Below are 12,492 nucleotides of genomic sequence, written 5' to 3' on the forward strand. Positions count from 1 at the left end.
GGACCCGCCGACCCGAGCCCACAGGCCGACGGCCCCGGAACGGCCGGCAGCGCACCTCCAGGCACTCGCCCGACGGTGCGCACGCAGCGGCGACCGCCGGGGACCTAGGGCAGGGCGCGACGGTCGGTGTCCTTGCGCACCGGCGGCGGTGCCACGACGGCGTCGGCCCCGAGGACGTCGACGCCGCCGGGGTGGGCGATGACCGGGTTCAGCACCAGCGAGGCCACCTCGGGCAGCTCGTCGGCCAGGACCGACATCCGGGCGATGAGGTCGGCGAGCGCGGCCCGGTTGACCGGGGTGGCGCCGCGGTGGCCGTGCAGCAGGGGCGCTGCACGGACCGAGGAGATCAGGTCGGAGACGTCCACGTCGGTGAGCGGCGGGATCCGGTGGCCGACGTCGCCGAGCAGCTCGGTCGGGGGGCCGGCGACGGAGAAGCTGACCACCGGGCCGAACAGGGGGTCCTCGGCGGTGCTGACGACGCAGGACACCCCGGGGGTGGCCATCTTCTGCACCACGAGGGAGTTCGCCGACATCGCAGCGAGCCGGTCCTGCAGGGCGGCGAAGGCCTCGCGGACCGTCGTAGCGGTGTGCAGGTCGGGGCGGACCCCGCCGAGCCCGGGCTGGTGCCGCACCGCCGGTGCCACCGACTTGACCACCACCGGGTAGCCCATCGCGTCCGCCGCCGCGACCGCCTCGTCGGCCGTGCGCACCGCCACCCGCGGCCAGAGCTCGACGCCGTAGGCCGCCAGCAGCCGCGTGACCTCCTCCGGGGTCAGCGCCCGCCCCTCGGGAGCCTCGGCGAGCACACCGTCGACGAGCTCCTCCGCCGCCGCGCGGTCGATCCCCACGGGAGCCACCCGCTGGCCGCGGTCCCGGGCGCGCCACTCGCCGTACCGGGTCGCCGCCGCGAGCGCGCGCACCGCGTCCTCGGGCATGGAGTATGCCGGGACGGCTCGCCTGCGCCCGTGCTCGTCGAACTCCCGTGCCGACAGGGCCTCGGTGACGCCACGCATGCCCAGGAACGTGGCCAGGCACGGCTTGTCGGAGGTCGCCGAGGCGTCGGCCACGGCGCTGGCCACGGTGGCGTCCGTGGTCACCAGCGGCGGGATGAAGGCGGTGAGCACGCTGTCGACCGCCTCGTCGGCGAACGCGGCCTCCAGGGTCTCGGCGAACATCTCGGCGGTGGCCTCCGACGGCAGCGACACCGGGCCGTGGGTCACCTCCAGCCCCCAGCTGACGCAGGCCTCGGCCGTGAGGGCTCCGAGCGCGTCGGAGTTGCCGACCACGGCCACCCGCCGCCCCCGCGGCAGCGGCTGGTGCACCACGAGCTGGGCGACGTCGAAGAGCTGGTGGATGTTCTCCACCCGGATCACCCCGGCCTGCCGCAGCATGGCGTCGAACGCCTGGGGTGGCACCCGGGTGGGCCGGGCCCGGTGACCCGGCGGCACGCCATACGAGCTGATGCCGGACTTGACCACGATCACGGGCTTGGTGAGGGCGAGGGCGCGCGCGATCCGGCTGAACTTGCGCGGGTTGCCCATGGACTCCAGGTAGAGCCCGACGGCGTGGGTGTCGGCGTCGTCGATCCAGTACTGCATGAAGTCGTTGCCGGAGACGTCGACGCGGTTGCCGGCCGAGGCGAAGACCGAGACGCCGAGGTTGCGCCGGGCGGCGGAGGCGAGCACCGCGATGCCGAGCGCACCGCTCTGGGCGAACAGGCCGAAGTCCCCCGGCGGCGGCAGGGCCGGCGCCAGGGAGGCGTTGAGCCGGACCGCGGGGTGGGAGTTGATGACGCCGAAGGAGTTGGGCCCGATGACGCGCATCCCGGCATCGCGGGCGGTGCGCAGCAGCTCACGCTGACGCTGCTCGCCCTCCGGCCCCACCTCGGCGAACCCGGCGGAGGCCACGAGCAGGGCCTTGACGCCGGCCTCGGCGCAGTCGCGCACGACGTCCATGACCGCCTCGGCCGGCACCGCCACCACGGCCAGGTCGACCTCGTCGGGGATGTCGCTGACCTTGGCGTGCGACTCCAGGCCGAGGACCTCCAGGGCCTCGGTGTTGACGGCGTGGACCCGGCCGGTGAACCCCGCCGAGAGGATGTTGTGGAGCAGCTGGTGGCCGATCGAGTCCGACCGGCGGCTGGCCCCCACGACCGCGATGGAGTCGGGGAAGAGCACCGAGTGCATGCTCACCGACTCGGCCCGGTGCTCGCGCTCGAGGCGCACCTTCTGGGACCGCTCGGTCGGCGCGATGCGGAACGAGACGGAGATGACACCGTCGTCGTAGTGGTGGGCCACCTCGTAGCCGGCCTCGGTGAACACCCCGATCATCTTGCGGTTCTGCGGGAGGACGTCGGCGACGAACCGCCCGACGCCGAGCTCCTGGGCGATCGCGGCGAGGTGCTCGAGCAGCACCGAGCCCACGCCCCGGCCCTGGAAGGCGTCGGAGATGTTGAAGGCCACCTCGGCGGTCGTCGCGTCCACCTTGTCGAAGCGGGCGATGCCGATGATGTCGCCGCGCACCGTGGCCACCAGCGCCACCCGGTCGACGTAGTCGACGTGGGTGAAGCGCTGCACGTCGCGCTCGGAGAGCTGCTTGATCGGCGCGAAGAAGCGCATGTAGATCGACTCCGGCGACTGCCGGGCGTGGAAGCGCCGGATGCCGTCGGCGTCCTCGGGGCGGATGGGGCGCACGTGGGCCACCGAGCCGTCCCGGAGCACGACGTCGGCCTCCCACTGGGCCAGGTTGGCGCCGGGGCGGGAGGCCGTGTCCGTCATGCGTAGAGGATGTCACGGGCGACGTGACAGGGGGATGACGACGGGCTGACGATCAGCGGATCGCCACGGTCCGCCAGTGGTCGCCGAGGTCGTCGCTGACCCAGTACCGGGCGCCGTCGGCGGCGACCGCGCAGAAGGTCGGGCCGCCGGGCGCACCGACCCAGCGCCAGCCCCACTCGGGCAGCGGCGGGGCGCCCCGGGGCGTGGCCCAGGTCCGGCCGCCGTCGTGGCTCACCCGCATCGACCCGTGGACGTCCGGGCTCCCGCCGGAGACCGCCAGGAAGTCGCGGTGGTCCGCGGCCGCCAGGCTGAGGTGACCGGCGTTGACCAGGGTGAGGGCGTCGACGCTGACCGGTGACCAGCTCGCGCCGTCGGGGCTGGTGCTGACCGCGTAGCCGAGCGTGCCGGCCGCGCCCTGGGTGACGCACAGCCCGACGAAGCCGGGCTGCGCCGAGGCGTCGGCGGTGAGGGTGTCCAGGCCACCTCCCTGGCAGACGGGGCCGAAGGAGGTCGGGGCGAGGCCCTCGTGGCCCCACTCCCCCAGCAGGACCCCGCCGGAGGTGGTGTGGGCGCTGATCACCGGCCGGCCGGCCACGATGGCCACGACGGGGTCGGACCAGTCCTGGCCGAGGTCGGTCGACGCGCCCCCACCGGCCACCCCGTGCGGCTGCGACACCGAGTCAACGCCCAGCGTGATGGTGCCGGAGCACGTGACAGGCTGACACCGGTGCCCGCTCACCACGGCGACGCGCTCGCCGTCGGTCTCCAGCGCGACCACGGCGTCGCCCGCGTGGGGGTACGCCTCCCACGTGCGGCCACCGTCCCGGGTTGCGAACGCCGCACCGCCGAACACCCAGCCCACCCGGGCGTTGGCGAAGCGGGCCTGGCTCAGGACCGAGCCGGGCTGCACCGTCGCCACCCGGTGGCTGACCGAGGGGACCACCTGGTCGGGGAAGGCGTGGACGGTCGACCAGGTCCGCCCGTCGTCGGTGGAGCGCACCAGCACGGGGCACGCACCACCGCCGGCACCGCAGCTGCCCGAGCCCATCGCGAACAGCGTGCCGTGGCCGACGTTGCTCAGGGACAGCACGGTGAAGTCGCGCGGCACGGGCGAGCCGTAGCCGGGCAGCCCCGCGGCCGGGCCGGTGCGCGGCGGGGTGGTCGGGGTCACGGTCCCCGGCGCCGGGGTGGTCGGCCCCGCGCTCACCGTCCCGCCGGCCGGCCGGGTCGCCGCCGGGGACGTCCGCCCACCCGGGCCGCCCGTGGCGGCCCAGGCCACCCCGCCGGCGAGCAGGGCCACCGCAGCCGCGGCCCCGGCATACCGGAGGCGGTGCGTGCGTCGCTGCCCCCGCGTGGCGTGGACGATGCGCTGCCAGTGCAGCTCGTCGCCGGGCAGCTCGGTCAGCAGCGCCCGTTCCCGGGCGAACAGCTCATCGACCGCGTCGTACTGAGCGTCGTGGCCGTCCCCGGACGAGCCGGGGCGGGGGTCGTGGTTGCTCATCGCGCACCCTCCAGCAGCCCGGCCATGCGGGCCCGGGCATCGAACAGGTCCCTCTTGACCGCCCCCTCGGAGCGGCCGAGGTGGGTTGCCACCTGGCTGACGCTCAGGTCGGCGAAGTAGTAGAGCAGCACCGGGGCGCGCAGCCGGTCCGGCAGCGCCAGCACGGCGTCGCGCACCGTGAGCCGCTCGGCCGGGTCCGCGGCCGCGGCCCCGTCGCTGCCGCGGCCGGACACGAACCGGTCGTATGCCGTGGCCTCCCGCCCGCGACGCCGCCAGTGGTCGCGCACGAGGTTGGCCGTGGTCGCGTAGAGCCACGCACGTGGCTCCTCGACCCGGGTCCAGTCCCGGATCAGCCGCACGAACGCCTCGGTCGCCAGGTCGTGGGCGAGGTCCGGGTCGCCCACCAGGCGGGAGGTCCAGCCGGCGAGCATGCCGTAGTGCGCGGTGTAGACCTGCCGCACCGCCGCCTCGATGGCTGACGACTCCACCTGCGTGCCTCTCCGACCGCGGACGCGCCTGCGGGGTTCGCCCAGCGTCATCGCTTCCATGCCCTTGAGACGATTCTGCGACCCGTCCGGTTGGTTGCGCGTCAGGCGCTGCCGATCGGCGTGGTTCGTGGCTAGGGTCGGGCCATGTCCGAGGCACACACCAGCTTCCGCGCCGCCCGTGACCTGCTGCTCGCCCAGCGCACCGACTACGAGGCCGCGGTGGCCGGCTTCGTCCCGCCCCGGCCGCACGAGTTCAACTGGGCGCTCGACTGGTTCGACGCCGTGGCCGCCACCCCGGAGACCGGTGCGCGGACGGCGCTGTGGGTGATCGAGGAGGACGGCAGCCAGGCCCGCGTCAGCTACGCCGAGATGGCGCAGCGGTCCGGCCAGGTCGCGGCGTGGCTGCGCTCGCTGGGCGTGCGCCGCGGCGACCGGGTCCTCCTCATGCTCGGCAACCAGGTCGAGCTGTGGGAGACCATGCTCGCCGCCATCAAGCTCGGCGCCGTGGTCATCCCGGCGACCACCCTGCTGACCGCCGAGGACCTCACCGACCGCATCGAGCGCGGCTCGGTGCGCCACGTCGTGGTCGGCGCGGCCCACGCCGACCGGTTCGCCCAGGTGCCGGGCGACTACACCAGGATCGCGGTGGGCGAGGCTGGGACCGGGTGGACGTCATACGGCGAGTCCCGTTCTTTCGCAGGGAGTTTCGAGCCCGACGGACCCACCCGCGGCGACGACACGCTGCTGCTCTACTTCACCTCCGGGACGACCGCCAAGCCCAAGCTGGTCGAGCACACGCACCTGTCCTACCCGGTCGGGCACCTGTCCACGATGTACTGGGTGGGCCTCCAGCCCGGCGACGTGCACCTGAACATCTCCTCCCCCGGCTGGGCCAAGCACGCCTGGAGCTCGTTCTTCGCGCCGTGGAACGCCGAGGCGACGATCCTCGTGGTCAACCAGGCGCGGTTCGACGCCCCCGCGTTGCTGGCGGCGATGGCCGAGGCCCGGGTGAGCACCTTCTGCGCGCCGCCGACGGTCTACCGCATGCTCATCCAGCACGACCTCGCCGCCTGGCGCGACCGGCTGTCGCTGCGCGAGATGGTCGGCGCCGGCGAGCCGCTCAACCCCGAGGTCATCGAGCAGGTGCGGGCGGCGCTCGGCATCACGATCCGCGACGGCTTCGGCCAGACCGAGACGACGGCGCAGGTCGGCAACACCCCCGGCCAGCAGGTCGTCCCGGGGTCGATGGGCCGCCCGCTGCCCGGCTACGACGTGGTGCTCCTCGACCCGGCGACCGAGCAGGAGCGCACCGGTCCGGGCGAGGAGGGCGAGCTGTGCCTGCGCCTGTCCGGCCCCGGCGGTCGCCCGGTCGGGCTCATGGTCGGCTACCACGGTGACCGCGAGCGCACCGAGGAGGCGATGCGCGACGGCGCCTACCACACCGGCGACGTGGCGAGCCGGGACGAGCGCGGCTGGATCACCTACGTGGGCCGCGCCGACGACGTCTTCAAGGCCTCGGACTACCGGATCAGCCCGTTCGAGCTGGAGTCGGTGCTCATCGAGCACCCGGCGGTGGCCGAGGCGGCCGTCGTGCCCTCCCCGGACGCGACCCGCCTGGCCGTGCCGAAGGCCTACGTCGTGCTGGCCCCCGGTCACGAGCCCACGGCCGACACCGCGCGCGACATCCTCACCTTCTGCCGCGAGCACCTCGCGCCCTACAAGCGGATCCGGCGGATCGAGTTCGCCGAGCTGCCCAAGACGATCTCGGGCAAGATCCGCCGCGTCGAGCTGCGCGGGCGCGAGCACGAGGCGCACGGCATGGGCGACGACCCGACGACGCGGGCCAGTGACCGGGAGTTCTGGGAGAGCGACTTCGCCTGAGGCCTCCCCCGGACCCCGACCGCCTGCCCCAGGTCCGCCGGTTCTCGGCGCGTGGCTTCTCGGCGCGTGGGGACGGATGCGTTGGGGGCGCAGGTCAGCCGGCGCGGGTGAGGAAGCGGACGCAGGAGGCCATCGAGGTCAGCTCGGCATAGTCCTCCTCGTCGATCCGGCTGCCCCGCCCGTTGCTGAGCGTCTCGGCGAAGCTGAGGAAGTCCAGGGAGTCCAGCTCGAAGGTGTCGCGCAGGTCCTCCTCCGCGCCCAGGGCGGCCACGTCGGCGTCGGGGACGACCTTGTGCAGGGCCCTGGCCACCAGGTCGCGGGCGTCGTGCTCGGTCATCGTGGTCATGGCTCCTCCGTCAGGGCTCGTCCGGGGCATGCAGCAGGCGGTCGACGTCGACCAGGAAGCGCGATCCGACGAACCCGTCGGTGGCGCGGTGGTCGGCGGCCAGGGTGATGCGGACGGTCGGGCGTACGCCGAGCATCCCGTCCACCGCCCAGGGCCGCTCGAGGACGCGGCCGACCCCGACGAGCGCGACCTGCGGCGGGTAGATCACCCCGTGGACCACCTCCACGCCCTGCTCGCCGAGGTTGGTCACCGTCAACGTGGGGTCGGCCAGCTCGGCCCGGCGCAGCCGCCGCGCCCGGGCGCGCCCGACCAGGTCGCGCAGCGCCGCCATGAGCTCGACCACGCCGAGCCGGTCCGCGTCGTGGATCGCCGGGGCGACCAGGCCGCCGCCACGTAGCGAGATGGCAATGCCGAGGTGCACGCCGTTGCCGGGCTGGAAGGCGTCGTCGACCCAGAACCCGTTGAGCTCAGGGTGTTTCGCCGCCGCCCGCGCGACCGCGCGCAGGACGAGCGCCGCCGGGACGAGGCGCTGCGCGACCTCCAGCTCGCGGTTGCGGGCGTGCATCCACGCCAGAGCGTCGGCCAGGTCGACCGTGGTCTCGAGGTGGTAGTGCGGGATCTCGGCGTTGGACCGGGCCATGAGCCGGGCGATGGCCAGCCGCATGGGGTCCGTCGCGGCCGCCGTCTGCCGGTCAGGGGAGGGAGCCGGTGCAGGAGCCGGTTCAGCGGTCCAGGTCGTCGCCGGTGCCGGGATCGGTTGTGCCGCAACAGGTCCAGGCGTGACCGCCGCTGTTGATGCCGAACGGACGGCGGCGGCGCTGATCCGGCCGTCGGGTCCGGGCGCCAGGCGCGCCAGGTCCACGCCGAGCTCGGTGGCCAGCCGGCGCGCATAGGGACTGACCCGCGGCCGGGCCAGCTCCGCCGGTATGCCGGGTGCCGCCTCCCGCGCCCGGCTCGCCGGGGCGGGCGCGGGGGACACCTCGGCGGCGGTCGTCTGCGCGGCGCCCTCGACGTCGGCCCGGGTCACCCGGCCGTGCGGTCCGCTGCCGTGGACGGTCGCGAGGTCGACGCCGAGCTCGGCCGCCCGGTGTCGCACCAGCGGGGTCACCGGCGCCGCGACCTCGACGGGCACGGTCACCGGCACCCCGTCGGGCGCGGGCGGCCCAGCGACGCTCGGTGCCGCGACGGGCGGTGCAGGCACGGGCGGTGGCGCGGCAGGCACGGCCGCCCGCTCCGCCGCGGGCACGGCGCCCACCGGCGCCCCGGCCGCCACGATCCGGGCCAGGGGGGTGCCCACGGGCACCTTCGTCCCCGGGGCGACCAGCTGCTCCCCCATCACGCCGGACTCGAACGCCTCCACCTCGACGGCCGACTTGGCCGTGTCGACGACCGCGACCACCTCGCCGGCACTGACCGGGTCACCGGGACGCACCAGCCACTCCAGCAGGGTGCCCTCGTCCATGTCGGCGCCGAGCGAGGGCATCCGGAAGTCACCCACGGCTCCCCACCGCCCGCAGTGCCGCCGCGACGATGGACTCCACCTGCGGCAGTGCCGCATCCTCCAGGTGCTTGGCGTAGGGCACGGGGACCTCGGCGCTGCAGACCCGCTCGACGGGCGCGTCGAGGTCGTAGAAGGCCTCCTCGGCGATCCGGGCGGCCACCTCGGCGGCCAGGCTGCCGCTGCGCCACCCCTCGTCGACGACGACCGCGCGGTGCGTCCGGCGCACCGACCCCAGCACTGTGCCCGAGTCGATCGGGCGCAGCACCCGCAGGTCGACCACCTCGGCCGCGATCCCTTGGGCCGCAAGGACTTCCGCCGCGGCCAGCGCCTTGCCCAGGCAGCCGCCCCAGGCGATGACGGTGACGTCGTCGCCTGGGCGCCGCACCGCCGCGGAGGTGATGTCCACGGCACCGGCTCCCTCGGGGAGGAGCCCCGACACGGCATACAGGGAGCCGTGCTCGAAGAGGATGACCGGGTCGGGGTCCTGCAGCGCGGTCCACAGCATCCCGCGGGCGTCCTCCAGTGTCGCCGGCGCGAGCACCCGCAGCCCGGGGATGTGCGCGTAGAACGCCTCCAGGCTGTGCGAGTGCTGCGCGGCGAGCTGCCGTCCGGCGCCGGTCGTCATCCGGATCACGAGGGGCACGGCCACCTGGCCGCCGGACATGTGCAGCAGCGTCGCGGCGTTGTTGAGGATCTGGTCCAGCGCCAGCAGGCTGAAGTTGACCGTCATGACCTCCACGATCGGGCGCATCCCGCCGATCGCGGCGCCGATCCCCGCCCCGACGAAGGCCGACTCCGACAGCGGGGTGTCCCGGATCCGCTCGGGGCCGAACTCCTCGAGCAGGCCCATGCTCACGGCGAAGCAGCCGCCGTAGCGCCCGACGTCCTCGCCCATGAGGAAGACCCGCTCGTCGCGGTGCAGCGCCTCGCGGATCGCCGCCCGCATGGCCTCGCGGTAGGTGGTCTCGACGGCGACCGGCGCGGCGGCCACGTCTCCGGTCACGACGTCGGTCATGACCCGGCCGCCTCGGAGTGCACGAAGCGGGTGAGGTCCTCGACCGGCTCCAGCGGGCCGTCCCCGGCGAGCACGACGGCCTCCTCGATCTCCCGCGCGACCGCCGCCTCGACCCGGGCCAGCTCGGCGTCGACCGCGACGCCCTCCCCGCGGAGCCGGCCCACCAGCAGGTCGATCGGGTCCCGCTCGCGCCAGTGCTCGACCTCGGTCTTGTCCCGGTAGCGCTCGGGGTCGTACATGCTGTGCGCGCGGAAGCGGTAGGTCCGCAGCTCGAGGAACACCGGCCCCTCGCCGTCGCGGATGTCGTCCAGGGCGCGCCGGGTGGCCAGGTCCACGGCCTCGACGTCCATCCCGTCCACCGGCCAGGCCGGTATGCCGTACGCGGCGGCGTGCAGGGCCAGGTCGGTCATCGCGAGCTCGCGCTCGATGGCGGTGCCCATGGCGTAGAGGTTGTTCTCGCAGACGAAGAGCACGGGCAGGCGCCACAGGGCGGCGAGGTTGAGCGACTCGTGGAACTCCCCCTCGGCCGCGGCGCCGTCGCCGAAGAAGCACACCGCCACGCCGTCGCGGTGCTGCATCCGCTCGGCCAGCCCCAGCCCGACGGCCACCGGCAGGCCGCCGGCCACGATGGCGTTTCCCCCGTAGAAGCGGCGGTCGGTGTCGAACAGGTGCATCGAGCCGCCGCGACCGCGGCTGGACCCCGTGACCCGGCCGAACATCTCGGCCAGGACCTCCGGCATGGGCAGGCCGCGGGCGAGGGCGTGCCCGTGCTCGCGGTAGGTCGACACGACCGCGTCACGCTCGGCGAGCGCTCCCATGACCCCGACGGCCACGGCCTCCTCACCGATGCACAGGTGCATGAACCCGCGGATGCGGGACTCGCTGTAGAGCCGGACGCAGGCCTCCTCGAACCGCCGGATGCGCACCATCCCGGCGAGCATCGCGCCGCGCCCTGGCGCCAGCGGTGAGGCGCCATCGGTCGTGGCCGTCGCCGCGGCCGTCGCCGCGGCCAACGGCTCGGCCACCGGCTCGGCGGTGAGGGCGGTCCGCGAGGGCCGGCGCCGGGTCATGCCGGTGGCTCCAGCGTCGAGGTGTCGCCCTCGTCGAGGCCGAGCTCGCGCGCCCGCAGGAGGCGCCGCATCACCTTGCCGCTGCGGGTGTGCGGCAGGTGCTGGTCGAAGTCGATCTCCTTGGGCGCCACCGCTCCCAGGCGCCGGCGGGCGAAGGCGAGCAGCTCCTCGCGCAGGGCGTCGTCGGCGGTGAACTCGTCGCGGATGGTGACGAAGGCCTTGACCACCTCCCCGGCCACCGGGTCCGGCTTGCCGATGACCCCCGCCTCGGCCACCGCGGGGTGCTCCATCAGCGCGGTCTCCACCTCGAACGGCCCGACGAGGTGCCCGGCCGACTTGATGACGTCGTCCGCGCGCCCGACGAACCAGTACCAGCCGTGGCCGTCGACGCGGGCCAGGTCGCCGCTGAGGTACCACCCGTCGGCGAAGGCTGCGGCGTAGCGGGCCTCGTCGTGCAGGTACCCACGGAACATCGAGGGCCAGCCGCGGCGCAGCGCCAGCTCGCCGACCACGCCGGGCTCGGTGACCACGGTGACGTGCCCGTCGGGCCCCACCCTGGCCCGGCCGTCCTCGCCGCGCTCGAGGACCGCGGCCTCGATCCCGGGCACCGGCCGGCCCATCGAGCCCGGGCGGATCTCGGCGCAGGGGAAGTTGGCGATCATGATCGCGCCGGTCTCGGTCTGCCACCAGTTGTCGTGGACCGGACGCCCGAGCACGTCCTGGCCCCACACGACGACCTCGGGGTTGAGCGGCTCGCCGACGCTGGCGACGTGCCGCAGCGCCGACAGGTCGAAGCGCCCGGGCAGCTCGTCCCCGGCGCGCATGAGCATCCGCAGGGCGGTGGGCGCGGTGTACCAGACGCTGACCCGCTGGTCCTGCAGCAGGCCGTACCAGCGCAGCGCGTCGAAGTCCCGGGCGTCGGTGACGACCGTCGCCCCGAGGGTGAGCGGCGCGATGACGCCGTAGGACATGCCGGTCACCCAGCCCGGGTCGGCGGTGCACCAGAACACGTCGTCGGGCCCGAGGTCGAGCACCCAACGGGCGGTGGCGCGGTGGACGACGACGGCCTCGTGCGCGTGCACCGCCCCCTTGGGCCGGCCGGTCGTCCCGCTGGTGAAGTGCAGCAGCGCCGGGGTGTCCGGGTCGGTCGGCGGGGTCGTGAACTCCGGGTCGGCACCGTCCAGGGCCTTGGCCAGGTCCACGGCGCCGGCGATCCCGGCGGCCGCAGCGGCCGTGTCCCCGCCGACGAGCAGGACGTGCTCGAGCTCGGGCAGCTGCTCCCGCACCGGGGCGACCTTGCGGGCGTAGAGAGCCGGGGTGGTGACCAGCACCCTGGCGTTGCCCAGGACCATCCGGTCACGCACCGGCTCCGGCCCGAACGCCGAGAACAGCGGGCAGAACACGCTGGTCGCCTTCAGCGTCCCCAGCGCGGCGACGAACAGGGACGGCTGGCGGCCCATCAGGCTGAACACGCGCTCCCCCGGGCCGACGCCCAGCCCCCGCAGCACGTTCGCGAAGCGGTTGGTCAGCTCGGCCAGCCGCGCATACGTCACCTCGCTGACCTCGCCGTGCCGGCCCACGGCCAGGATCGCCCGGCGCCCGCCGCGGCCCTCGCGCACGTGCCGGTCCAGCGCCTCGTCGGCGATGTTGAGGCCGCGGCCGCCGGGCAGCCCGGCGAGCTCCGCCCGGGCCTGCTGCCACGTGAAGCCCGCGCGGGCCTCCTCGTAGTCGGCCAGCTGGGGCGGCCGTCCCGGCCGTGCCGCCGGGGCGATCGGGGGCCAGACGTGCGTGCTCACCGCGGACATGCGCACCTCCACACCGCTGCCGTATGCCGTGTCCAGCGTCGGGTGCGCCACGTGCGCCGACCACGGCACAACGTCCCGGCGGGCAGGGCCCTACGGCCCCCGTCCGAC

At 74.7% G+C, this 12,492-nt stretch carries 9 protein-coding genes; 1 reads left to right on the forward strand and 8 read right to left on the reverse strand.

Annotated elements, in window-relative coordinates:
* Window positions 1-104 precede the first annotated feature (104 nt).
* Genes AC3ANM_RS02390 through AC3ANM_RS02400 form a run of 3 tightly spaced genes read right to left on the reverse strand, consistent with a single transcriptional unit; the run spans window position 105 to window position 4,766 of the window.
* Complete coding sequence (locus tag AC3ANM_RS02390) at window positions 105-2,777, reverse strand: bifunctional acetate--CoA ligase family protein/GNAT family N-acetyltransferase (protein WP_488286538.1); 2,673 nt, start codon at window positions 2,775-2,777, stop codon at window positions 105-107.
* 52 nt (window positions 2,778-2,829) lie between these two features.
* The gene (locus AC3ANM_RS02395; protein ID WP_488286539.1) at window positions 2,830-4,278 is read right to left on the reverse strand and encodes a beta propeller repeat protein; all 1,449 of its coding nucleotides are present in this window, start codon (window positions 4,276-4,278) and stop codon (window positions 2,830-2,832) included.
* Complete coding sequence (locus AC3ANM_RS02400) at window positions 4,275-4,766, reverse strand: RNA polymerase sigma factor (protein ID WP_488286540.1); 492 nt, start codon at window positions 4,764-4,766, stop codon at window positions 4,275-4,277. The genes AC3ANM_RS02395 and AC3ANM_RS02400 overlap by 4 nt, the downstream gene beginning before the upstream one ends.
* 144 nt (window positions 4,767-4,910) lie before the next feature.
* On the opposite strand from AC3ANM_RS02400, the gene AC3ANM_RS02405 reads away from it, so the two are divergent.
* Complete coding sequence (locus AC3ANM_RS02405) at window positions 4,911-6,647, forward strand: AMP-binding protein (protein WP_488286541.1); 1,737 nt, start codon at window positions 4,911-4,913, stop codon at window positions 6,645-6,647.
* Between the two features lie 94 nt (window positions 6,648-6,741).
* Here the strand turns inward: AC3ANM_RS02405 and AC3ANM_RS02410 are convergent, their stop codons facing one another.
* Genes AC3ANM_RS02410 through acsA form a run of 5 tightly spaced genes read right to left on the reverse strand, consistent with a single transcriptional unit; the run spans window position 6,742 to window position 12,435 of the window.
* The gene (locus tag AC3ANM_RS02410; protein WP_488286542.1) at window positions 6,742-6,993 is read right to left on the reverse strand and encodes a phosphopantetheine-binding protein; all 252 of its coding nucleotides are present in this window, start codon (window positions 6,991-6,993) and stop codon (window positions 6,742-6,744) included.
* A gap of 10 nt (window positions 6,994-7,003) precedes the next feature.
* Window positions 7,004-8,491: a dihydrolipoamide acetyltransferase family protein gene (locus tag AC3ANM_RS02415; RefSeq protein WP_488286543.1), complete on the reverse strand. Its 1,488-nt coding sequence runs from the start codon at window positions 8,489-8,491 to the stop codon at window positions 7,004-7,006.
* Complete coding sequence (locus AC3ANM_RS02420; RefSeq protein ID WP_488286544.1) at window positions 8,484-9,509, reverse strand: alpha-ketoacid dehydrogenase subunit beta; 1,026 nt, start codon at window positions 9,507-9,509, stop codon at window positions 8,484-8,486. Before AC3ANM_RS02420 ends, AC3ANM_RS02415 begins: the two co-directional genes overlap by 8 nt.
* Window positions 9,506-10,579, reverse strand: a complete 1,074-nt coding sequence (gene pdhA / locus AC3ANM_RS02425; protein WP_488286545.1) for a pyruvate dehydrogenase (acetyl-transferring) E1 component subunit alpha — start codon at window positions 10,577-10,579, stop codon at window positions 9,506-9,508. Before pdhA ends, AC3ANM_RS02420 begins: the two co-directional genes overlap by 4 nt.
* A complete protein-coding gene (acsA, locus tag AC3ANM_RS02430) occupies window positions 10,576-12,435 on the reverse strand; it encodes an acetate--CoA ligase (protein WP_488286546.1) in 1,860 nt (619 codons plus the stop codon). The genes pdhA and acsA overlap by 4 nt, the downstream gene beginning before the upstream one ends.
* Between the last annotated feature and the right edge of the window lie 57 nt (window positions 12,436-12,492).

Source organism: Oryzihumus sp. JJN4-3R, assembly GCF_057747915.1.